We start from the raw sequence: 22,868 nt of genomic DNA, 5'->3' as shown, positions 1-22,868 counted from the left end.
AGAACCTTTAAGGAGGTGGATACAAATGGCAGTACCTTTTCGCAGAACTTCTCAAACTCGCCAAGCGAAGCGTCGTACACACTACAAGCTTTCCATGCCTGGTATGGTAAAGTGTCCACAGTGCGGAGAATACAAGTTATCTCACCGCGTTTGCCGTGAGTGTGGATCTTACAAAGGAAAAGAAGTAGTTAGCAAGTAATGAAAAACAGGAAGCTATAGGCTTCCTGTTTTTTCATATACATAAATAAAGCGTTTTCTTTTGTATCGGAGGTGTAGATAGTGAACGAGCAACCTGTATTATGGGAAAAAAAGAATGGGATAGGGTGGATCACATTGAATCGTCCATCAGTGCGTAATGCGATTAACTATGATGTGATGAAATACTTATCCACTCTATTGAACACAGCAAAAAAGGACGAAGAGGTAAAAGTTCTTATCATAACGGGAGCAGGTTCAAAAGCGTTTTGTTCAGGAGGAGACCTTAGTGCTTTCCATTCATTAAAGACTGAAGAACAAGCATATGGGATGTTATCAAAAATGGGTAACATTCTTCATGAACTATTCTTTTTTCCAAAACCTACTGTCGCTCTTCTAAATGGATCAGCAGTTGGAGGAGGATGTGAGATAGCATCAGCCTGCGATATCAGGCTTGCTCGAGCAGAAGCGAAGGTAGGGTTTATCCAAGGTCGTTTAGGCATTACAACGGGCTGGGGCGGGGGGACTTACCTCTTAGAAAGAATCAACCCGACAAGAGCGATGGACCTCTTATACAGCTCTACTCCAGTTACAGCTAAACAAGGCATGGATTATGGATTCATCCAATATGTTATTAAAGGAAACAGTTTGAAAGAAACAGAACGCTATGTAAGTCGTTTTACTTCTCAATCTCTTGGTGTCATTGAATCTTATAAAGCTCTTCAGCTTGAAAGATTTGATGTAGGAAAAATAAAGAAGAGCGTACAAAATGAGATCGAACGTTGTGCAAAGTTATGGGCGTCAGACGAACACCATAAAAGAGTAGAAGCCTTCTTAAAAAAATAAGTTTTCCCCATTTTAGTAGAATAAAAAGTCTATCTTATCTAGCACTAGCATATTCTTATTACAAACCATTAAAATGGGGGGATCTTAATGACAAATTTGCGCCAGGATGCCTGGACAAAAGAGGAAGATGCTATTCTTGCTGAGGTAACACTGCGGCATATTCGAGAAGGAAGTACACAGCTGGTTGCATTTGAAGAGGTAGGAGAGAAATTAACGAGAACACCTGCTGCTTGTGGTTTCCGGTGGAACTCGCTCATCCGTAAACAATATGATAAAGCGATAACTGAGGCTAAAAAAGTACGTAAAGAGCGAAATAAACGTAAAGTTAAACAGTTTGCTTCAACCATTGAAAACCATAAAGAAGAATTACTTCATAGGGAACATTCAAATGCCTTGAAAAATGATACGCCTCTCTCTTTGAATGACATCATATTATTTTTACAGCAGCTTCAAGCTGAATCGCCAGGTTCTAAAAATTTAGAAGCAGAAAACAAAGCTTTGCTCTTGAAACTTCAGAATCTTAAAAAAGAAAACGGAAATTTAAAAAGTAAACTTAGTAAAGTAAATAAAGAATATGAAACCGTATACCGTGATTATAAAGATGTATTGCAGATCATGGATAGAGCAAGGAAGTTAGTAGAAGTTCCTGTAAGGAATTAAAAAAAGATGGCAGATGCCATCTTTTTTATTTTTTATGCGAGACGTTGTTCACTTACGCCTGTTGGATACCATACATAAGGATTCTGACCACGATCACGTTCTTGATTATAAGTTACAGCTTCAAAGCCCATCTTCTCCCAAAAAGCGCCAGATTGTTGTCTGCCATTCGTTTTGATCGGAAGGTGGAACGTTTTAGCGAACTCTACTAATGCTTTTCCTAGACCTTTTGTCTGATGGTGAGGCAATACTTCTAGTTTCCAAAGTTCTAAATAATCTTGTGGAGGATCAAAATATTGATCATAAGCAGCTTCGATCTGATACAAGCTCATGCGTGCTACTAGTTTATCACCATAATAAATGCCATAGAACGGAGACTCACTGTCGTTTTCAATCATATTTTCTTGAAGATCCTCAAGCATTGACAATTCTTGTACACCATATTCTTTGAACTGTTTAAATTCTTCAAGTGTTTTATAGTTAACTAATAATTTTTTCACTTCATACTTTAACATATGTTCTCCCCCAGTCTTTCTGTACTTTTCTCTATAGTTATAGTATATACTAATTATGCAAAAAATTCTTTAAAAATAAAATATTCGTTTAGTTTACGCTTACAAAAAAGGATTTTTGGTTTTTATGTCGAAAAAGGTAATGTTGACATCAGGAAGGAGGATGAACATGAAAAAAATATTAATCGCTAATCGTGGTGAGATTGCACTGCGAATTATTCAAACGTGTAAGGCAATGGACGTTCAAACGGTTGCAGTTTATTCTGAAGCAGACAAAGACCTCCCTTTTGTAAAAGCTGCGGATGAGGCGGTACATATTGGTGAACCTCCGGTAGCAAAATCTTATCTGCAGAGCGAAGTGATCTTAGAAGTCGCTCTCAAACATAAGGTAGATGCTATCCATCCAGGTTATGGATTATTATCTGAGAATGATGAGTTTGCCAAAAAGATAGAGAAAGCTGGAATAACTTTTATAGGTCCCGCCCCTCAAACCATTGAGTGGATGGGTGATAAGATCATGGCAAGAAAAACGATGCAGCAAGCAGGTGTTCCAATCGTACCTGGAACGATCGAACCTATCGAAGATGTTGAAGAAGGTGTAAAACTTGCCGAGCAGATCGGTTATCCAGTAATGCTTAAAGCAAGCAGCGGCGGTGGCGGAATCGGCATGGTGAAATGTGATAACGATGAAGATCTGCGTAAACATTTTGTCTCATCACAACAACGCGCAAAGAATTACTTTGGCTCTGGCAGAATGTTTATCGAGAAATGTATTGAGAATGCTAGACATATTGAAGTTCAAATCATGGGTGATACACATGGAAATATCGTTCATCTTTTTGAAAGAGATTGCAGCGTTCAGCGAAGAAATCAAAAAGTTGTCGAAGAATCACCATCACCATTCTTAACAGAAAGCCTTCGTTCTAAAATTACTGATTCGGCAGTTAAAGCAGCAGAAGCAGTAAACTATGTGAATGCGGGAACAGTTGAATTTGTCGTAAGCGAGAACGGAGATTTCTATTTTCTAGAGATGAACACAAGACTTCAAGTTGAGCATCCCGTTACAGAGAGTATTACAGGGCTTGATCTAGTAAGATGGCAGATTCAAGTAGCTAGAGGTGAAAAGCTTCCATTGACTCAAGAGGAAATCATGAGTAAAGGTCATGCGATAGAGTTTAGACTTTATGCAGAAGATCCAATCACTTTCTTCCCGTCACCTGGTAAGATAGAAAAACTAGTATGGCCAAGCTCTGAGAAGGTAAGGATCGATTCAGGTTATGATAGTGGAAATGCTGTTACACCTTTTTATGATCCAATGATCGCGAAAATAATTGTAAGCGATTCCAATCGTGAATCATGTATTAAGAATGCAGTTAAATTTTTTGATGCACTAGAGATAGATGGATTGAAAACAAACACGCCACTCTTTCAAATGATCTTGAAAGAAGAGGATTTTATAAAAGGTGACTATACCACTAGCTATTTAAGTAAGAGAAAAGTTTCAAAATCATAATTAGACAGAGGAGCGAGAGAAATGAAAGAAATTACAGCATCTATGGCAGGCACAGTTTGGCAAGTATTGGTGAGTGAAGGTGACGAGGTAGCAGCAGGACAAACCGTTATTATCTTAGAATCTATGAAAATGGAAATACCCGTTGACGCTGTTGATGCGGGAACAGTAGAGAATATTAAGTTTGCATCTGGAGATTTTGTGAATGAGGGCGACGTACTCGTTACACTAAAATAAAATTCGCGTGCATACAATCTGAACGAGCGCTCACTCTCTTGAAGGAGGTATATCATGGTAGCAAAATTAGAAAATCAATTAAAAGAAAAGATCGACCAAATAGAAGCTGGTGGTGCACAAAAATATCATGAGAAGAACAGTTCTCAAAATAAGATGTTCGTACGCGACCGCTTAAGACTTCTTTTTGATGATGGTGAATACAGCGTTGAAGATGCTAAGTTTGCAAATAATCAAGCAGGTGATCTGCCAGCAGATGGAGTTGTAACTGCAATAGGTAAAGTTGGCGGGAAGACGGTCTGTGTAATGGCTAACGATTCTACTGTCAAAGCGGGTTCTTGGGGAGCTAGAACAGTGGAAAAGATCATTCGTATACAGGAGACCGCACAAAAGTTAAAAGTTCCGATGCTTTATCTTGTTGATTCAGCCGGTGCTAGAATTACCGATCAGATAGATATGTTTCCTAACCGCCGGGGAGCGGGCAAGATTTTTTACAATCAAGTAAAAATGTCTGGGATGATTCCACAAGTTTGTATTCTGTTTGGTCCTTCAGCAGCAGGTGGAGCATATATACCAGCTTTTTGTGACATCGTGATCATGGTCGATCAAAATGCATCCATGTACTTAGGAAGTCCACGAATGGCTGAGAAAGTAATCGGTGAAAAAGTGACGCTTGAAGAAATGGGTGGAGCAAGAATGCACTGCTCTGTAAGTGGATGCGGCGACGTTTTGGCAGCGGATGAAACAGAAGCAATTGAAGAATCAAAAAGGTATTTATCCTATTTCCCGAGTAACTATAAATTAAAAGCTCCGGTTGTTGATCCTCTCGCTCCTAAAGCGGGGAGAGAGTTAGAAGCGATCGTACCTGAAAATCAGAACGTTCCGTTTGATATGTATGAATTTATTGATGGGCTCATTGATGAGGGTAGTTTTTTTGAGATGAAAAAATTATTCGCACAAGAGATCGTGACTGGATTTGGACGTATTGATGGAAAACCAGTCGGGATTATCGCAAATCAGCCTAAAGTAAAAGGCGGCGTACTGTTTGTTGACTCTGCAGACAAAGCAGCACGCTTCATAACACTTTGTGATGCATTCTCGATCCCTTTGCTTTTCTTATCGGATGTTCCAGGCTTTATGATCGGAACGAAAGTAGAAAGAGCTGGAATTATACGTCATGGTGCTAAGTTAATAGCGGCTATGAGTGATGTAACTGTACCAAAAATTTCAGTGATCGTCCGAAAAGCTTATGGTGCGGGTCTATATGCAATGGCGGGTCCAGCATTTGAACCTGATTGTTGTATTGCGTTGCCAACGGCTCAGATCGCGGTTATGGGACCGGAAGCAGCAGTGAACGCTGTATATTCTAACAAGATTAACGAGATTGAAGACGTAAAAGAGCGTATTCAATTTGTTCAGCAAAAACAACAAGAATACAAAGAGCATATAGATATTTATAAGCTTGCGTCTGAGATGATCATTGATGATATTGTATCGCCTTCAGCCCTGCGATCTGAACTTGCAAACCGTTTTGCATTTTATGAAAACAAAGAAATGGTATTCAGTGAACGAAAGCATCCTGTCTATCCGGTTTAATAAGATGGACCTCCCGAACTTGGGAGGTTTTTTTAGGTTGATTTAAGAATATGATAATATCGAGTAAGAGATATAAGAGGTGATTTTTTTTTATGAGAATAAGTGTCATTGGCGGCGGGGCAATTGGGTTATTAGTTTCTTATTTCTTAAAGCAGAACGGGCAAGAACCTGTTATATATGCAAGAAGCTCTGAACAAGCAAAGGAACTTAGAAAGTCTGGGCTCACTTACAGAGATACAAATGGTTCAGAAACAACTGTAAAGGTCGATGCGAAGCCATTTGCACAATATTTTGGTGAAGAATCATCGTGTATCATCGCAGTTAAACAAACGGCGATGAATGAATTACATGAATTGATTACATACAGTGAAGTTTCCTATCTCTTTTTACAAAATGGAATCAGTCATCTATCTTTTTTGAAAACCATGCCACAAAAACAAATAACTATTGGTGTTGTTGAGCATGGGGCGATCAAGAAAGATTTTACAACCGTCCATCATCTTGGAGAAGGAAGGATAAAAGTTTCCTCTTATAGAGGAGATTCTGAACAGACATGGGGCGGATTGCTTCATTCTAGTCGTTTTCCAATTGCATTAGAAAAAGAGTGGGAGCCGATGGTTTATGAAAAGTTAATTATGAATGCATCCATCAATCCGCTTACAGCGTTGTTAAGAATAACAAATGGAGAACTTTTAACGAACCCACATGCATTCTCTATGATGAAAGAACTTTTTGATGAAGCTGTTTCCGTATTGAATATGACTGGACGGCGTGAAGTCTTATGGAAGGAATTGTTAGTCCTATGCAGAAATACTTCATTAAACCGCTCTTCTATGTTAAAGAGCGTAGAGAGTGGTAAGCAAACTGAAATTGAGAGTATTACGGGTGAGGTTATTAAGAGAGGAAAAGAATTGAAGATTCAAACCCCTTATTCTCGTTTTGCTTATGAAGCGATCAGTGCATTGGATAGGAGAGGATGAAAGATTGGCAAGTGTTCTAGGTGCGATTATTGCTACTTTAATAACCGTTCCTTATATTGTCTTTTTTCTTGTTAATAAGAGCATGCTAAAGCTTACGAAAAAAAGGAAAAAAGCCTTTAAGGCGGGTGTTGATAGTACAACGTTATTTTTATTTTTTGCTATTGAAAGAATGACTATTGAAATTTGGGGCCATTCTTATTACTGGATTCTTCTACTCGTATTTCTATTCGGCTGTTTACTTTTTACATATGTGATTTGGAAAAATGATTTGGATCTGTCTATCGGAAAAATACTTAGGTTAAATTGGCGTCTGCAGTTTCTTGTTCTTTCAATTGGTTACTTTTCGTTGATGACATATGGAATCGTTTTACGTATTTTGGACATTTAGAGCATATTTTTTATGTTCTTCAATCGTTCTTTGCTATACTCGTTAAGGATGTAATTGATACGTAGAAAGGAAGTTCATAAATGAGACTGGAGGAAATGCAGCTTCATACATCACCTTTTTTAGAAGGGTACTCCAACGGAGATGCGGAGGTTGTCCGTTTTTTTGATTATAAATCTCCTTATGACAAGCATGAATGGACAAAAAGACAACAGGAATTGAAGCGTTATTCGTTTCCTAGACAGGGTCTTACGGATTATCTGACTTCTTATAATCAAAAGGTTGGTTCCTCTCCTAAAACAATAGAAAACATACAAAAGTTGAATGCAGAAGATAGTGTAGCTGTGGTTGGTGGACAACAAGCAGGACTTCTAACTGGACCGCTTTTAGTGATCTACAAGTGCATCAGTACTATTCAACTAGCAAAACAAGCTGAAAAAGAATTAAATGTTCCGGTTGTTCCAATATTCTGGATAGCTGGTGAAGATCATGATATGGATGAGATCAACCATGTTATGGTTCCCAAGAACAACACCGCGAAAAAAGTATCATTAAAGTCAGCGGGCAGCATTAAATCTTCAGCCTCACAATGGGAATGGAATAGAGATGAGGTTCAACCTTGGTTGAAGGAAGTATTTCGTTCCTTTGGTGAAACAGCTTTTACTAGTGATCTAGTTGCAGAGACAGAACGTATCTTGAAGGAATCAGATTCAATCGTTACATTTTTCGCAAAGCTTCTTGCTAAATGGTTTTCTGAAGACGGCCTAATTGTATTAGATTCTGGTGATCCTGCGTTTAAAAAACTGCAATCGATGATGTTAAAAGAGATGATTCTTCATAACAGCGAGATCGATAAGGCTTTTAACGTACGTACGGAAGAACTGTGCAAAAGTGGTTATTCCGCACCGATAGAGGTTCAAGACAACAACGCACATCTATTCTACACGAAGAATCAGGAACGGATCTTGTTGTATCGTCATGAAGATGGATTCTCCTCTAAAGAGAAAGACTTCACGATCTCAAAAGCAGAACTACTTGAAGAAGCGGTTGAACACCCAGAAAAATTCAGCAATAATGTCGTGACACGTCCTTTGATGCAAGAGTTTCTTCTACCTGTGTTATCGTTTGTTGCTGGACCTGGTGAAATTGCCTATTGGGCTGTTCTTGGAAGGGTTTTTAGCCAATTTGATAGGATGATGCCGATATTAACACCAAGGCTTTCCTTTACTCTCGTAACTGCTGAGGTTAACGAATTGCTTCATTCAAAGAAATTAACAGTAAAACAAGTTTTAGAGAATGGTACGGAAGAATATAAACGCGAGTGGTTTACTTTAAACCGTCCCATCGAGACTAATGAAACAGTGCAGTCTGTAAGAGCAGAGTTTACTTCTTCTTATGAAAAGCTGATAAAGCTAGCAGAAGATATAGATCCAAAGCTTCTTTCAGTTGCGGATCACAATTTGAAAAGAATTTTATCAGAGATCGACTATATGGAGGATAAGCTAGAACAGCGTGTTCGAAAAAAGGTAAAAGAACCACTTGCCGAATTTGATGAGATCATGCTCCAATTAAAACCAACTGGAATCTTACAAGAGAGGATTTGGAACATCTATCAATTCGTAAATGAAGAAGGCTCTTATCTGGTAAACAAACTTGTACAATACCCTTATCAATTCAATGGAAAACATAAGATTGTATACGTTTAAAAACGATAAAATATTTTAGAAAAAATCCTGTCCTACAGCAGGATTTTTTTTTTTGTACACGAATAATACTTGTAGTGGTGAAAAGTGGAGCGTTGTGGTAGATTTAGGGGAGAAAGTGGGGTGATCATATGTTCATGGGAGAGTATCAGCACAGCATCGACGAAAAAGGACGTATGATCATCCCCTCCAAATTTCGTGAAGAACTAGGCACAGAGTTTATCTTAACTCGCGGGTTGGATCAATGTGTATTCGGATATCCTTTAAATGAGTGGAAAGTCATCGAAGATAAACTGAAGAGTTTGCCATTCACTAAAAAGGATGCACGTGCATTTACTCGTTTTTTCTTTTCTGGAGCTGCTGAATGTCAGTTAGATAAACAGGGAAGAGTGAACATTGCATCTCCGCTCAGAGACTATGCAAAACTAGAAAAGGATTGCGTAGTGATAGGTGTGTCGAATAGAATTGAAATTTGGAGTAAATCAATTTGGGAAGAATACTTCTCAAAATCAGAAGACTCATTTGGAGAAATTGCAGAAAGTCTGATGGATTTTGATTTATAACCCTTAAGTTTATTGCAGAGAGGAATTTTCCATGTTTGACCATATAACCGTTTTAAAACAAGAATCAGTAGATGCTTTACACGTGAGACCAGATGGAATTTATGTTGATTGTACGTTAGGTGGGGCAGGTCATAGTGCACTTATTCTGTCTCAATTAGAAACTGGCCATCTATATGCATTTGATCAAGATGACATAGCTATTGAAAACGCCCGTCAGGTACTAAAGGAACATGAAGGAAAGTATACGATTATTCGCAGCAATTTCCGTCATATTAAAGAAGAGCTTTCTAAACGTGGCATACATAAAGTGGATGGCATCCTTTTTGATCTAGGTGTCTCATCTCCGCAACTAGATGAAGCGGATAGAGGGTTTAGCTACCAGCATGATGCTGAACTTGATATGCGAATGGATCAATCAAGTGATCTTACAGCAAAAGAAGTTGTGAATGAATGGTCGTTCAATGAGTTGATGAAGATTATCTCAAGATATGGCGAAGAAAAATTCGCTAAACAGATCGCTAGAAAGATTGAAGCGGCTCGTGAGAAAAAAGAAATTCAAACAACTGGCGAACTTGTCGAAATAATAAAGGATGCTATACCTGCTCCTGCAAGAAGAACAGGTGGCCATCCTGCAAAACGGACTTTCCAAGCCATTCGTATCGCTGTAAATGATGAATTGAACGCTTTTGAAGATGCGCTGCATGATTCCATTGAACTATTGGCTGTCGGTGGCAGGATTGCGGTTATCACATTTCATTCTTTAGAAGATCGTGCGTGTAAAAATATACTAAAAAAAGCAAGCACAGGTCCGGAACTCCCTCCAGGACTGCCGGTTATACCAGAAGAATACAAACCAGAATTAAAACTCATCACGAGAAAACCAATCGTACCTACAGACAACGAGCTTGAAGAAAACAGAAGATCACGCTCAGCGAAATTGAGGGTCGCGGAAAAACAAAAATAGAGAGGAGAGCTAAAGTGAGCAATTTAGCCTATCAAGTTCAAAAACAACAAGTACAGTTACAGCCAGAAAGAAACCCAAAACCGGTACAGCAACCATCCCGAAAAATATTTACAAAAGGTGAAGTCGTATTGTGGGGAGCTATGGGGGTCGTCTTAATTGCCGGATTGATTTGGCTCATTTCTCTATACGCGTCTGTTTATCAGGCAACTGCTGAAGTTGAGAGTATTCAAAAGGACCTTACTGCTGAAACAAAGATCGTTGAAGATTATCACCTTCAAGTAACAGAACTTAGCAATCCAGAACGCATCATGAAGTTGGCAAAGGAACAAGGATTCATCTTTGACGATAAGAACGTAAAAGTGGTTCAGGACTAAAAAGCAGGTGTTGTTATGAAATTAAAAAGAAAAAACGTTGGAGCAGGTATTCTGATGGTTGTGTTTACCGTGCTCTTTTTTGTATTAACAAGTAAGTTCTTTCTTGTAGCTTCCTCTCAATCCGCAGAAGGGGTCGACTTGATCGAATATGGTAAGAGAAAATGGTTGAAGAGTGACGTCTTAGATGCGAAGCGTGGAACGATGTTTGACCGGAACGGTGAAGTGATAGCACAAGATATTCCATCATACAGCGTGATTGCCATTCTCGACAAAAAGTATCCTAATCATATAAAAGACCCAGAAGAAGCTGCAGAAAAACTTTCAAAAGTACTAGATTCTGACAAAGAAGACTTAAAAGAGCTTTTGAGTAAAGAAGGCAGATTTCAAGTTGAGATCCCATCTGGAAGAAAAGTTTCTTATCGCAAAAAAGAGCAGATCGAAAAGATGAAGATTCCGGGTGTAGATTTCTTAAGAGAATCTAGACGCTATTATCCTAACCAAGGCTTTGCCGCTCATGTACTAGGATACACTGGAAATGGTGAAGAAGGCGTCCAGACTGGACTGATGGGACTTGAAAAATCCCTAGATAAGTATTTACAAGAAAAGGATGGCAAAATCTCCTTTGTTGGTGATGCTTTCAGTCGTGCGATTCCAGCAAATAAAGAATCGATCACACCACCGAAACATGGTCAGGATATCTATTTAACTCTTGATGAGAAGATTCAACTGTACTTAGATGAAGCGGTGCAAGAAGCTGCTAAGAAATATAAGCCAGAAAAGATTACTGGCATCGTTGCTGATCCGAAGACGGGAAGAATTCTCGCGATGAGTAATTCACCTAGTTTTAATCCGAACAAAAAGGATATAAAAAACTATACGAACTTCGCTGTTTCATATCCGTTTGAACCGGGATCAACAATGAAGATTTTCACATTGGCAGCAGCCATTGAAGAAGGTAAATACAACGGTAATGAGGTGTTCCAATCTGGGTCGTACAAGCTTCCGAACATCGGAAGACCAATCTACGATCATAATAAAAGAGGCTGGGGACCGATTACTTATAATGAAGGAGTTCAAAATTCTTCTAACGTTGCGTTCTCAAAACTTGTACGCGAAAAACTAGGTTATGAGAAATATAGAAGTTATCTCTCTAAATTTGGATTAGATCAAAAGACGAACATTGACCTGCCGAATGAGAAGAGTGGATCAATTCTTTATAACTATGAGATCGAAAAAGTAACCACTGCGTTCGGCCAAGGAACGACCGTAACTCCGATTCAACAGATTCAAGCCGCTACAGCTATTGCAAATGGTGGTAAGATGATGAGACCATACGTGATCGACAAGATCATGGACCCAGAAACGAAGAAGACGGTGTTATCAAATGAGCCGAAAGTAGCGGGTAAACCTATTTCTGAAGAAACTGCAAAACAAGTACGAGATATATTAGAAACAGTAGTAACGGATGGAACAGGTAAACCTTATATGATCGATGGTTATAGCGTAGCTGGAAAGACAGGAACGGCACAGATTGTAGGAAAAGACGGAAAGTACATCTCTGGTTGGGGAGAGAACGTATTCTCTTTCTTGGGAATGGCTCCTAAAGATGACCCTAAACTTTTAGTATATGTAGCTGTGGAACGTCCTAAGGTTGAGTTCCCTGAGATGGGTTCTACACCAGTAGCTAATATTTTTACAAGCGTTATGAAAAGCGGGCTCCAATATTTAAATATTCAGCCTGAAGCTAAAGTGAAAAATCAGGCTTCTAAAATAAAGAAATCTTATGGTAAAGAATTACCAGATTACACTGGACAATCTGCTGAGAAAGCAAAGAGTGATTTAGAAAAACTCGGAATGCAGGTTTCCGTCATTGGTTCAGGTAAGGATATCACCAACCAAGAACCATATGAGGGTGCTTATGTTATGAAAGGTGAAAGAGTCATATTAAGAACGTCTGGTGATGCAAAAATGCCTGATGTTAAAGACTGGTCTTACATGGATATCTTAAGGATCAGCAAGCTTCTTGGATTGAAAGAAACGATAACGGGAAGTGGATTTGCAGTAAAACAAAGCATTAAACCCGGAAACCCCGTTAAAGAAGGAGATTTCTTTGTTGTTCAACTAGAACCTCCTAAAGTAACAGAATCAGAAACAGATTCTGAAGAAGAAGAGAACGTGGAAGACCCAGGTTCTAGTGAGGAACAGTCACAAGATGAAGATCTTCCGCTAACAGACTAAATGTTCTAGGCGCTTGTGTACAAGCATATATTTGAAACGAGACATACAAGGGAGGTATTGTGTGTGCGAGTTTCGAATGTAACTGTACGCAGGCGCTTAATTTTTGTTCTTGTTTTTGGAATAGCTTTCTTTTTTGTTATTTCTGTAAGACTTGGCTACGTTCAATTTGTGCTTGGAGATATGTTGACAGATCAAGCCCTTGATTCTTGGAGCAGAGACATTCCTTTTGAACCAAAAAGGGGAAAGATTCTAGATCGTAATGACGTGGTACTCGCCACAAATATTAGCGCTCCGACCGTCTTTGTCGTTCCAAGGCAGATTAAGGAACCTGAAGAAACTGCTGAAAAGTTGGCTGCTTTGTTAAATATATCGAAAACAGAAGTGTACCAAAGACTCACAAAGAAAGCCTCTATCGTGAGAATCGATAATGGAGGACGAAAGATCAGCAATACGAAGGCAAAAGAGGTTGAAGCTTTGAATCTACCAGGTGTTTTTGTTGCGGAAGATAGCAAAAGGCACTACCCGTACGGATCCTATCTTTCTCATGTACTTGGATTTGCAGGTATTGACAGTCAAGGGCTCACAGGACTAGAACTCTATTATGATGAACAGCTGAACGGTGAAAAAGGTCATATCTCTTTCTTCTCGGACGCAAGGGGACGCAGAATGCCATCGTTATCGGACAAGTATGAAAAACCGAAAGATGGCTATGACCTCAGATTAACGACAGATTCACGTGTTCAAACCATTATTGAGCGAGAGCTTGATATCGCACAAGCTACCTATGACCCTGATGGAGCAATCGCTATAGCGATGAATCCGAATACTGGTGAAATCCTTGGAATGAGTTCACGACCGGATTTTGACCCGGAAGAGTACAAACGAGTTTCGCCGGAAGTATACAATCGAAATTTACCAGTGTGGGCTCAATATGAACCAGGCTCTACCTTCAAGATCATCACGCTTGCTGCAGCACTCGAAGAAGATAAAGTTGACTTAGATAAAGATCATTTTCACGATCCTGGATCGATCGAAGTTGCAGGGAGAAAGCTTAAATGCTGGAAAGCGGGAGGGCATGGCAGTCAGACCTTCTTAGAAGGTGTTCAAAATTCATGCAACCCAGGGTTTGTTATTCTTGGTCAACGTCTAGGTAAAGATAAACTATTTGAATATATTAAAGACTTTGGATTTGGAGAAAAGACAGGTGTTGATTTGGCTGGTGAAGGTAAAGGAATCTTATTCTCCTTAGATCGTGTTGGACCGCTAGAACTTGCAACAACCGCATTCGGGCAAGGTGTTTCTGTGACTCCAATTCAACAAGTAGCTGCTGTGTCTGCGGCCGTAAACGGAGGCTATCTGTACGAACCATATATAGCTAAAGAATTAGTGGATCCTATTACTGGGAAAGTCGTTAGTAAGCAGACACCAAAACTTAAAAGAAAAGTGATCTCTGAAAAAACGTCTAAAGAAGTTAGACGCGCATTAGAAAGTGTTGTAGCTCAAGGGACTGGAAAGAATGCATTCGTTGATGGTTACCGGGTTGGAGGGAAAACGGGGACTGCTCAAAAGGCTGAAGGTGGCGTTTATTTAAAGAACAACCATATCGTCTCCTTTATCGGGATGGCTCCTGCTAACAATCCTGAGATCGTTGTTTATGTTGCTATAGATAATCCAAAAGAAACACTGCAGTTTGGTGGGATTGTGGCAGCGCCAATCGTTGGTAATATTATAGAAGACAGCCTTTCTGCTATGGGCGTTAAAAAGCAAAAAGATCAGATAGAAAAAGAGAAAACATGGCTCGATGCTCCTGAAGTAGTCGTTCCGGATTTAGTCGGAAAACAAACGAAAGAGCTTACGAACCTGCTGTATAATCTCAAAATTGAAACATCCGGAAAAGGGAACTACATCGTACAGCAAGCTCCTAAAGCTGGCGTAAAGCTAGAAGCTGGTAAAACGATTCGTTTATTTTTGGGTGACAAAAAAGAAGTGGAAGATTAAAATAAAGAATGTACACATAGCCAAGCGCGGAATCTTGCTTGGCTTATTTTCTTTAAAGATGCATATAAAACGCTCTTTTATAGAAAGATGTTATTTTGGTGCACTTATTCGAACGGCATATAAGATAACACCAAAAAAGACCTTTATATGAGCTGCAACACATGTGAGATTTCGCTATTTTTGACTATACGCTTAACGATGATTAGAGGAGAGATCAGGATTAATGGAATTAAGAGAACTGCTTACATATTTAGTGAACTATGAAATGGATATTCAAGCCAATCCTGAAATTACCTCCATTGAAATGGATTCCAGGAAAGCTGGGAAAGGCTGTCTCTTTGTATGTATGGAAGGGCTTCTGTTTGATGGACATGATTTTGCAGAAACCGTTGCGAATAACGGAGCTGCTGCTATTTTAGCCGAGAAAGATATTGATGTTAACATTCCTGTTATAAAAGTTAAAAACACAAAAAAAGCTCTTGCGGTTTTAGCAGATGCTTTTTATGGTCATCCCTCCCAAAAACTCCATTTGATTGGGATTACCGGTACGAATGGGAAGACGACAACTTCTCATCTCATTGAAAAAGTTTTAAGAGATGCTGGGAAAAGCACTGGGATGATCGGCACGATTGAAATGAAAATAAAAGATCAAAGCTTTAAGGTAGCGAATACTACACCTGATTCATTATTTTTGCAGAATGCTTTTTATCAAATGACCGAAGAAAAAGTGGAAGCGGCCGTAATGGAAGTGTCTTCGCATGCTCTCGTTCAAGGTAGAGTATGGGGATGTGACTTTGATATCGCTGTTTTCACGAACTTGACACAAGATCATTTGGACTACCATAAGAATATGGAAGAATACCAGTTTGCAAAGAGTCTTCTGTTCTCACAAATGGGTAATACTTATAACAGATCAGATCGTAAAGTCGCTGTTCTTAATAATGATGATCCAGCTTCAAAAATGTTTGAAAGAGTGACTTCCGCACAGGTTGTTTCTTATGGAATTGACAACGATAGCGACGTTCGAGCAACCGATATAATGATCGGATCGCAAGGCACTACGTTTAAGCTGCAAACTCCTATAGGTTCAAGAGAAGTTACATTGAAGCTTATCGGAAAGTTTTCTGTTTATAATGTGCTCGCAGCAACCACAGCCTGTTTGTTATCTGGATTAGATCTGGATCAGATTCTTGCTAGTCTAAAAGAAGTAACTGGCGTTTCTGGCAGATTTGAACCTGTTATTGCAGGTCAAGATTTTACGGTAATCGTTGATTACGCACATACGCCAGATAGTTTAGAGAATGTATTACGAACGATTAAAGAGTTTGCAACCGGGAAAATAACAGCGGTCGTAGGATGTGGTGGTGACCGTGATAAGACCAAGCGGCCACTCATGGCAGGAATTGCGGCTAACTTAGCTGATCATGCCATCTTCACAAGTGATAATCCACGAACAGAAGATCCTCTTCAAATCTTAAAAGATATGGAAGAGGGTGTAGACGATGGGAATTATGTGACCATCCCTGACCGAAAAAAGGCAATCGAACATGCGGTTGAAAAGGCTCGTGCAAACGATGTTATACTTATAGCCGGAAAAGGTCATGAAACCTATCAAATCATTGGAAAAGATATATTAGAATTCGATGATAGGATCGTTGCAAGGGAAGCAATTAAGGCGGTGAAAAAATGAAATTAGATTTTAAAGAACTGGTCTCATTAGTAGATCGTACGAGTGGTAAGTATGAGAACTTAATATTAGAAGGTGTTTCTAAAGATACGAGACATAAAAGCGAGAATGCCCTATATTTACCGATAGCCGGTGAGCGGTTTGATGGTCACGATTTTCTGTTAAATGCGATCGAGCAAGGTTGCACGGCTACAGTCTGGCAAGAAGGAAAAGATCTTCCAGAAGGATTGCCGGAAGGTTTTCCTATCCTTTACACAAAAGACACAGTAACATTTTTGCAAGATATCTCTAAATATTACTTGAAGAAGATCAATCCTGTTGTAGTAGCTGTAACGGGTAGTAACGGAAAAACAACGACAAAAGATATGATCGAAAGTGTTTCCTCTGAAAACTTTAAGACGTTTAAAACGCAAGGAAATTATAATAATCATATTGGAATGCCTTTGACCATCCTAGCGATGGAAGATACTACAGAAGTATTGATCCTAGAAATGGGTATGAGTGATTATGGTGAGATATCACTTTTAAGTAAGATCGCAGAGCCAGATGTTGCTGTTATTACAAATATCGGTGAAAGCCATCTTGAACAGCTTGGTAGTCGTGAAGGAATCGCTAAAGCGAAACTTGAGATTGCAGATGGATTAAAACAAGGCGGGCTGTTTATCATCGATGGAGATGAGCCGCTTCTTTCACATGTAAAAGGTGAGAACGTTCTGCAAGTTGGATTTGGTGATTCCAACACATTGAAGTTATCTAACCTTAAGACAGATGCACATGGTGTTACGTTTTCTTTAGAAGAAGGTACAACTGTGTATCGCATACCGATGTTAGGACGACATAATATAAAAAATGCAGCATACGCCATAGCTGTAGGGCATTACTTGAATATCGAAGAAAATAAGATACTAGAAGGACTTGAGAACCTTAAAGTTACTTCCATGCGTCTTGAAATGAAAAGCGGTAAGAAGGATACTCTTCTTATCAACGATGCCTATAACGCTAGTCCAACGAGTATGATTGCAGCTCTAGATACACTTGCTGAACTAAAAGATTATTCTAATAAAGTTGCAGTTCTTGGAGATATGTATGAATTAGGTTCAAATGAAGAAGAGATGCATCGAAACATAGCGAAGCATGTGAATGAATCGATTTCTCATGTGATATGCGTGGGGCAAAAAGGTGCTTGGATTGCAGACGAACTAAAGAAACAAAAAAATGACGGACTTGAGGTTATTCAATGTCTAACAAAAGAAGAAGCGGAAGAACCTATTGCTAAATTATTATCAAAAGACACTGCTATTCTTTTTAAAGCATCAAGAGGGATGGTATTAGAAACCCTAGTCTCGAAATTTGTAGAGAAAGAACAGGAGTCGAAAAAATGATTGAGCAAGTCTTATTATTTACATTAGTTGCATCCTTCTTAATCGCGGTATTAAGTTCACCCTTTTTTATCCCGTTTTTAAGAAGATTAAAATTTGGGCAGAGCATTCGGGATGAAGGCCCAAAATCTCACCAAAAAAAGCAGGGAACACCTACAATGGGCGGGATTGTTATCGTCTTAGCCCTAGTTATCGCAACATATGCGATGACTGCTAAGTTTTTTGCTGTTACGGCAGAGACCCACTTGCTTATCCTTGTTACATTAGGATACGGACTTATAGGATTTTTAGATGATTTTATTAAAGTAGTTAAGAAAAGAAATCTAGGTTTAACATCAAAACAAAAATTAGTAGGTCAATTAATCATTGCAGCTCTTTTCTTCCTTGGGCTAAGAGCCATTGATTTCTCAACAGAAATTTCGGTTCCTGGAACAGATGTTTCGTTTGATCTAGGATGGTTTTACCCAATATTAGTTGTATTCATGTTAATCGGTGCTTCAAATGCGGTAAACCTTACGGATGGATTGGATGGACTGTTAGCGGGAACAGCAGCTATTGCTTTTGGTGCGTTTGCTGTTTTGTCTTCTACTATTCTTCAATTTGAAGCTGCTATTTTTTGTGTAGCAGTGGTTGGTGCAGTACTAGGTTTTTTAGTTTTTAATGCACACCCAGCAAAAGTATTTATGGGAGACACTGGCTCACTTGCATTAGGTGGTGCGATTAGCGCGGTCGCGATTCTAACAAAGCTTGAGATTTTACTAGTTATTATCGGTGGAGTTTTTGTAATCGAAACGCTTTCTGTAATGATTCAAGTAGCATCGTTTAAACTTACTCGTAAGCGTGTATTTAAGATGAGCCCGCTTCATCATCATTATGAACTGTCAGGCTGGAGTGAATGGCGCATCGTCGTTACATTTTGGCTTGTAGGATTGGTATTTGCAGCACTAGGAATTTATTTAGAGGTGTGGGTATAGATGAAAGACACTACATTTTTTAAAAACAAAAAGATATTAATCGTAGGGTTAGCTAAGAGCGGTTTTGCTGGTGCAAAACTGCTTCATTCGTTTGGGGCACAATTAACAGTGAACGATAAAAGCCCTAGAGAAGGTAATGTGGAAGCAGAAAAACTTGAGAAGCTTGGAATTAAAGTAGTATGTGGCGATCATCCGCTGACATTACTAGATGAAAAGTTGGATTTCATTGTAAAGAATCCAGGAATTCCATATCAAAATCCTTTGATTGCTGAAGCGGTTAAACGTAACATTCCAGTTTATACTGAAGTGGAAATAGCAGGTATGATTTCAGAGGCATCAATTATTGCGATTACAGGTTCAAACGGTAAGACAACCACCACTACTCTTATTGGTGATATGTTAAAAAACAGTGATAAGACACCTATCGTAGCAGGGAATATAGGTACTGTGTTCTCTGAGGTAGCAGCGGAGTCGACAGAGAAAGATATATTAGTAGCTGAACTTTCTAGCTTTCAATTGATGGGAACAGAGCGTTTTAAGCCACAGATTGCCGTTTTTCTGAACCTATTTGAAGCACACTTAGATTATCATGGTTCTCTTGATGAATACGGAAAAGCAAAAGCTAAGATTACTGAGAACCAAGATCCATCTGATTATGTGATTTATAACGCAGATGATGAACGTGTTTCACATTTGATGAAGGATTCTAAAGCGCAGCATATCCCATTTTCTGTAACAAAAAAATATGATGGTGGGGTTTATGTTGAAGATGGTGCCCTTTATTTTCAGGACCAAAAAGTTATTGATCTAAGTGAGGTCGTGTTGCCAGGTAAACATAATCTGTCTAATATTATGGCAGCTGTCGCGGCATCCTTATTAGCAGGTGCTACGTTGAAACAGATACATCAAGTTCTAACTTCGTTTCCTGGGGTTAAACACCGTCTGCAGTACGTAGGAGAGTTTAATGGCAGACGTTTTTATAATGATTCAAAAGCTACGAATATATTAGCGACGAATGCAGCGTTGTCTGCATTTGAACAACCCGTCATCTTACTAGCTGGTGGTCTTGATCGTGGAAATTCATTTGATGATCTGCTTCCATCACTAAAAAATGTAAAAGCGATCGTTACTTTTGGTCAAACAGCTGATAAATTAGCGGATACAGCGGAACAGGCAGGAATAGAAACGATAAAACGTGCTGATAATGTGGAAGATGCTGTTCCCCTTGCGTACAGTCTATCTGCCGAAGAAGATGTCATTTTATTGTCTCCTGCATGTGCTAGCTGGGATCAATATAAGACATTTGAACAAAGAGGGGACATGTTTATCAACTCTGTGCATAAACTTAAATAAGGTTTGTACAAATAAGAAGAGTTGAGGTGTTTCCCTTTGCCTGCAACGAAATCAACCCCTGATATCATAATGATTGTAGTTACGCTTATGTTGTTATCGATCGGCATAATAATGGTTTATAGCGCTAGTGCAGATTTAGGGCTATACAAGTTTGATGATGCGTTCTTTTTTGCAAAGCGACAATTGTTATTTGCCGGTGTTGGTATTGCAGCGATGTTTTTTATCATGAACATCAATTACATGACGTGGAGAGTCTGGTCTAAGATTCTTCTGATTATTTGTTTTGTGCTATTGATCGCGGTTCTTGTCCCAGGTATTGGTATGGTGCGTGGTGGTGCTAGAAGCTGGATTGGTGTAGGTGCTTTTTCTATACAGCCGTCTGAATTTATGAAACTGGCCATGATTACTTTCCTGGCTAAGTATCTATCAGAGCATCAAAAAAAGATCACTTCTCTTAAAAAAGGTTTAGTACCTACTCTTGGATTAGTGATGATCGCATTTGGCATGATTATGCTTCAGCCCGACCTAGGAACAGGAGCAGTAATGGTCGGAACAAGTATTGTGATGGTTTTTGTTGCAGGTGCGCGTATCTCCCATTTTGTAGGGATGGCTTTAATCGGTCTTATCGGACTTGCGGGATTAATTATTTCTGCTCCTTATCGAATTAAGAGGATTACTTCTTTCCTTGATCCTTGGAGTGATCCTTTAGGCAGCGGATTTCAGATTATCCAATCTCTCTATTCACTCGGACCAGGTGGATTGCTTGGATTAGGTTTAGGGCAGAGCAGACAAAAATTCGGTTACCTACCAGAACCTCAAACGGATTTTATTTTTGCGATCCTCTCGGAGGAGCTTGGTTTTATCGGCGCTGTTTTTGTATTAATCCTCTTTAGTCTTCTCTTATGGCGAGGAATCAGGATCGCTTTAGGAGCTCCAGATCTATTCGGTAGCTTTTTAGCGATAGGAATTATAGGGATGGTCGCTATTCAAGTGATGATTAATATCGGAGTTGTAACAGGATTGATGCCTGTAACTGGAATAACACTTCCATTTTTAAGTTATGGAGGATCTTCATTAACTCTAATGCTCGCGTCAATTGGAGTAATCCTCAATATTAGCCGGTATTCAAGGTATTAATACTTGAGTTTCAAAGGAAATTCTCTTATTCTAAACATAGCGATTTAAAGACGTTACCCTGTCAATTATGGCAGGGTAACTTCTTTTTCTATATTTGTTTTTTAATGTTATTGATTCTTATACGCTAGTCTCTGCTCTTAAATTCTTGTCATCTCGACAGTTGATTGAAGTGGAGGGTGCGAGACTCCTGCGGGACAGGCGGGCAGGTGAGACACTTATACGTGAAACGTACGAATGTGGCTCACCGCCTGCCCCGCGGAAAGCGAGCATCCTGTAACGGAAATCAACCACATCCAAGAGCGACAATGATAATCAGATGTAGTTTTTCAAAAATAAGAAACAAAATCGTTAGTTCTGACGAATACTACTTTGTCGATGTTTAAGGACAATGAAAACATGGAAAAGATTAACGCATAGCATATAAATAGAACGATGCGTATGAACGTAGGGGGTTTTTAATTATGTATAGCCAATTAGCTGAGAAATTAAAAAATGAAGATTTAGGAACTGTCCTTGTAAATGAACCATTAAAAAATCACACCACATTAAAAATTGGTGGACCAGCTGACCTTTTTTATGAACCGAAAGACATTGAAAGTCTAAAAAAAGCATTAAGTTATATAAAAGAAGCCAACGCACCAATACGTGCAATTGGAAGAGGCTCTAACCTCCTAGTTGCAGACGGGGGCATAGAAGGGGTTGTCATTAAAGTAGGGGAGGGGATCAACCACCTTGAAAAAAATGATAACACGATTAGAGTTGGCGGGGGGTATTCGCTTATTCCGCTAGCCACTGTAATGTCACGCGAAGCTTATACGGGTCTAGAATTTGCAGCAGGTATTCCGGGATCAGTTGGCGGAGCTGTATTCATGAATGCAGGTGCGCATAGATCCGATATGTCAAAGATCGTTGATAAAGCTTTGATTTTATTACCTGATGGTGAGCTTACATGGCTTTCTAATGAAGAACTGAAATTCTCTTACCGTACTTCTGTTCTCCAAGAGACAGGTGGAATCTGTGTTGAAGTCATCCTTGTTTTGGATAAAGGGGATAAAGAAACGATCATGGCAGAGCTTAAGAAGAATAAAGATTATCGCAGAAACACACAGCCATGGAACTATCCGTGCTGTGGCAGTGTTTTCCGTAATCCGCTGCCTAATTATGCAGGACATCTCATTGAAACATCGGGACTTAAAGGGACTCAAATTGGTGGAGCACAAGTTTCGGAGATGCACGCTAATTTTATTGTGAATACTGGAGATGCAAAAGCCAAGGACGTGCTGGATCTTATCAGTTATATACAAAAAACGATTAAAGAAAAGCATGGTGTTGAACTTCATACAGAAGTTGAAATCATTGGTAGAAATGATTAACAAAAAATTGGATAAATAGTGCTGAATTGCGGCTTATCCGTGCTATAATACAAAGAACAAGAAAAAATTAACTTTTGACGTTTCGAAACGAACCATACATTTCGTTATCTTCTGACAGTTGGACTGTTATCAGTACCTTTTTGAAGACTTGGCGTCTATCTGCCAAGTTCTTTTATTTCTGGTCAACCGTTAATGTTTCTTGTACTAACT

Annotated in this window: 21 protein-coding genes; 20 read left to right on the top strand and 1 reads right to left on the bottom strand. The window is 39.2% G+C overall.

Translation table 11 applies throughout. The annotated features are described in order from the left end of the window. Window positions 1-25 precede the first annotated feature (25 nt). The 3 genes from rpmF to FS458_RS12360 all read left to right on the top strand — a co-directional run bounded on the left by rpmF (window position 26) and on the right by FS458_RS12360 (window position 1,701). Window positions 26-199 (top strand): 50S ribosomal protein L32, encoded by a 174-nt coding sequence (gene rpmF, locus FS458_RS12370; RefSeq protein WP_066240492.1) that lies wholly within the window; start codon window positions 26-28, stop codon window positions 197-199. Window positions 200-279: 80 nt separating this feature from the next. Further along, on the top strand, window positions 280-1,041 hold the full coding sequence (locus FS458_RS12365; protein WP_144700954.1) for an enoyl-CoA hydratase/isomerase family protein: 762 nt from the start codon (window positions 280-282) through the stop codon (window positions 1,039-1,041). A gap of 87 nt (window positions 1,042-1,128) precedes the next feature. Next, a complete protein-coding gene (locus tag FS458_RS12360) occupies window positions 1,129-1,701 on the top strand; it encodes an RsfA family transcriptional regulator (protein ID WP_144700952.1) in 573 nt (190 codons plus the stop codon). A gap of 32 nt (window positions 1,702-1,733) precedes the next feature. On the opposite strand, the gene FS458_RS12355 is transcribed toward FS458_RS12360, so the two are convergent. Further along, entirely contained in the window at window positions 1,734-2,213 is a 480-nt protein-coding gene (locus FS458_RS12355; protein WP_144700950.1) for an N-acetyltransferase, read from the bottom strand. Between the two features lie 166 nt (window positions 2,214-2,379). Between FS458_RS12355 and FS458_RS12350 the strand changes: the two genes are divergently transcribed. The 17 genes from FS458_RS12350 to murB all read left to right on the top strand — a co-directional run bounded on the left by FS458_RS12350 (window position 2,380) and on the right by murB (window position 22,658). Further along, a complete protein-coding gene (locus FS458_RS12350; RefSeq protein WP_144700947.1) occupies window positions 2,380-3,723 on the top strand; it encodes an acetyl-CoA carboxylase biotin carboxylase subunit in 1,344 nt (447 codons plus the stop codon). A gap of 21 nt (window positions 3,724-3,744) precedes the next feature. Then, a complete protein-coding gene (locus tag FS458_RS12345) occupies window positions 3,745-3,957 on the top strand; it encodes an acetyl-CoA carboxylase biotin carboxyl carrier protein subunit (RefSeq protein ID WP_144700945.1) in 213 nt (70 codons plus the stop codon). A gap of 54 nt (window positions 3,958-4,011) precedes the next feature. Beyond that, window positions 4,012-5,550, top strand: a complete 1,539-nt coding sequence (locus FS458_RS12340; RefSeq protein WP_144700943.1) for an acyl-CoA carboxylase subunit beta — start codon at window positions 4,012-4,014, stop codon at window positions 5,548-5,550. 92 nt (window positions 5,551-5,642) lie between these two features. Next, window positions 5,643-6,530: a ketopantoate reductase family protein gene (locus tag FS458_RS12335; protein WP_144700941.1), complete on the top strand. Its 888-nt coding sequence runs from the start codon at window positions 5,643-5,645 to the stop codon at window positions 6,528-6,530. Between the two features lie 4 nt (window positions 6,531-6,534). Beyond that, window positions 6,535-6,918: a DUF3397 domain-containing protein gene (locus FS458_RS12330; protein WP_186320534.1), complete on the top strand. Its 384-nt coding sequence runs from the start codon at window positions 6,535-6,537 to the stop codon at window positions 6,916-6,918. A gap of 80 nt (window positions 6,919-6,998) precedes the next feature. Continuing rightward, on the top strand, window positions 6,999-8,621 hold the full coding sequence (bshC, locus tag FS458_RS12325) for a bacillithiol biosynthesis cysteine-adding enzyme BshC (RefSeq protein WP_144700937.1): 1,623 nt from the start codon (window positions 6,999-7,001) through the stop codon (window positions 8,619-8,621). Between the two features lie 128 nt (window positions 8,622-8,749). Then, on the top strand, window positions 8,750-9,181 hold the full coding sequence (gene mraZ, locus FS458_RS12320; protein ID WP_144700935.1) for a division/cell wall cluster transcriptional repressor MraZ: 432 nt from the start codon (window positions 8,750-8,752) through the stop codon (window positions 9,179-9,181). Window positions 9,182-9,212: 31 nt separating this feature from the next. Next, window positions 9,213-10,145 (top strand): 16S rRNA (cytosine(1402)-N(4))-methyltransferase RsmH, encoded by a 933-nt coding sequence (gene rsmH, locus FS458_RS12315; protein WP_144700933.1) that lies wholly within the window; start codon window positions 9,213-9,215, stop codon window positions 10,143-10,145. Between the two features lie 14 nt (window positions 10,146-10,159). Next, entirely contained in the window at window positions 10,160-10,519 is a 360-nt protein-coding gene (gene ftsL / locus FS458_RS12310; protein ID WP_144700931.1) for a cell division protein FtsL, read from the top strand. A gap of 15 nt (window positions 10,520-10,534) precedes the next feature. Beyond that, window positions 10,535-12,757, top strand: coding sequence for a penicillin-binding protein (locus FS458_RS12305; RefSeq protein WP_144700929.1), 2,223 nt, complete (start codon window positions 10,535-10,537; stop codon window positions 12,755-12,757). Window positions 12,758-12,820: 63 nt separating this feature from the next. Beyond that, complete coding sequence (locus FS458_RS12300; protein ID WP_144700927.1) at window positions 12,821-14,755, top strand: stage V sporulation protein D; 1,935 nt, start codon at window positions 12,821-12,823, stop codon at window positions 14,753-14,755. 223 nt (window positions 14,756-14,978) lie between these two features. After that, entirely contained in the window at window positions 14,979-16,445 is a 1,467-nt protein-coding gene (locus tag FS458_RS12295) for a UDP-N-acetylmuramoyl-L-alanyl-D-glutamate--2,6-diaminopimelate ligase (protein ID WP_144700925.1), read from the top strand. After that, on the top strand, window positions 16,442-17,824 hold the full coding sequence (locus tag FS458_RS12290) for a UDP-N-acetylmuramoyl-tripeptide--D-alanyl-D-alanine ligase (RefSeq protein WP_144700923.1): 1,383 nt from the start codon (window positions 16,442-16,444) through the stop codon (window positions 17,822-17,824). Before FS458_RS12295 ends, FS458_RS12290 begins: the two co-directional genes overlap by 4 nt. Continuing rightward, window positions 17,821-18,795 (top strand): phospho-N-acetylmuramoyl-pentapeptide-transferase, encoded by a 975-nt coding sequence (gene mraY / locus FS458_RS12285; protein WP_144700921.1) that lies wholly within the window; start codon window positions 17,821-17,823, stop codon window positions 18,793-18,795. Before FS458_RS12290 ends, mraY begins: the two co-directional genes overlap by 4 nt. After that, on the top strand, window positions 18,796-20,148 hold the full coding sequence (gene murD, locus FS458_RS12280; protein ID WP_144700919.1) for a UDP-N-acetylmuramoyl-L-alanine--D-glutamate ligase: 1,353 nt from the start codon (window positions 18,796-18,798) through the stop codon (window positions 20,146-20,148). It abuts the gene before it with no gap. Between the two features lie 36 nt (window positions 20,149-20,184). Then, the gene (gene spoVE / locus FS458_RS12275) at window positions 20,185-21,285 is read left to right on the top strand and encodes a stage V sporulation protein E (RefSeq protein ID WP_144700917.1); all 1,101 of its coding nucleotides are present in this window, start codon (window positions 20,185-20,187) and stop codon (window positions 21,283-21,285) included. A gap of 461 nt (window positions 21,286-21,746) precedes the next feature. Further along, window positions 21,747-22,658: a UDP-N-acetylmuramate dehydrogenase gene (gene murB / locus FS458_RS12270; RefSeq protein WP_144700915.1), complete on the top strand. Its 912-nt coding sequence runs from the start codon at window positions 21,747-21,749 to the stop codon at window positions 22,656-22,658. Window positions 22,659-22,868 lie beyond the last annotated feature (210 nt).

It is taken from the genome of Fictibacillus phosphorivorans (assembly GCF_007673525.1).
Lineage (GTDB): Bacteria > Bacillota > Bacilli > Bacillales > Fictibacillaceae > Fictibacillus > Fictibacillus phosphorivorans_C.
This window is presented reverse-complemented; position numbering and strand designations above follow the sequence as displayed.

Coding starts and splice junctions, on each gene's coding strand:
- FS458_RS12295 (WP_144700925.1), top strand. CDS start 14,979: ATGGAATTAAGAGAACTGCTTACATATTTAGTGAACTATGAAATGGAT.
- FS458_RS12355 (WP_144700950.1), bottom strand. CDS start 2,213: ATGTTAAAGTATGAAGTGAAAAAATTATTAGTTAACTATAAAACACTT.
- FS458_RS12360 (WP_144700952.1), top strand. CDS start 1,129: ATGACAAATTTGCGCCAGGATGCCTGGACAAAAGAGGAAGATGCTATT.
- FS458_RS12345 (WP_144700945.1), top strand. CDS start 3,745: ATGAAAGAAATTACAGCATCTATGGCAGGCACAGTTTGGCAAGTATTG.
- mraY (WP_144700921.1), top strand. CDS start 17,821: ATGATTGAGCAAGTCTTATTATTTACATTAGTTGCATCCTTCTTAATC.
- FS458_RS12350 (WP_144700947.1), top strand. CDS start 2,380: ATGAAAAAAATATTAATCGCTAATCGTGGTGAGATTGCACTGCGAATT.
- rsmH (WP_144700933.1), top strand. CDS start 9,213: ATGTTTGACCATATAACCGTTTTAAAACAAGAATCAGTAGATGCTTTA.
- FS458_RS12340 (WP_144700943.1), top strand. CDS start 4,012: ATGGTAGCAAAATTAGAAAATCAATTAAAAGAAAAGATCGACCAAATA.
- FS458_RS12335 (WP_144700941.1), top strand. CDS start 5,643: ATGAGAATAAGTGTCATTGGCGGCGGGGCAATTGGGTTATTAGTTTCT.
- rpmF (WP_066240492.1), top strand. CDS start 26: ATGGCAGTACCTTTTCGCAGAACTTCTCAAACTCGCCAAGCGAAGCGT.
- FS458_RS12305 (WP_144700929.1), top strand. CDS start 10,535: ATGAAATTAAAAAGAAAAAACGTTGGAGCAGGTATTCTGATGGTTGTG.
- murB (WP_144700915.1), top strand. CDS start 21,747: ATGTATAGCCAATTAGCTGAGAAATTAAAAAATGAAGATTTAGGAACT.
- bshC (WP_144700937.1), top strand. CDS start 6,999: ATGAGACTGGAGGAAATGCAGCTTCATACATCACCTTTTTTAGAAGGG.
- mraZ (WP_144700935.1), top strand. CDS start 8,750: ATGTTCATGGGAGAGTATCAGCACAGCATCGACGAAAAAGGACGTATG.
- FS458_RS12290 (WP_144700923.1), top strand. CDS start 16,442: ATGAAATTAGATTTTAAAGAACTGGTCTCATTAGTAGATCGTACGAGT.
- murD (WP_144700919.1), top strand. CDS start 18,796: ATGAAAGACACTACATTTTTTAAAAACAAAAAGATATTAATCGTAGGG.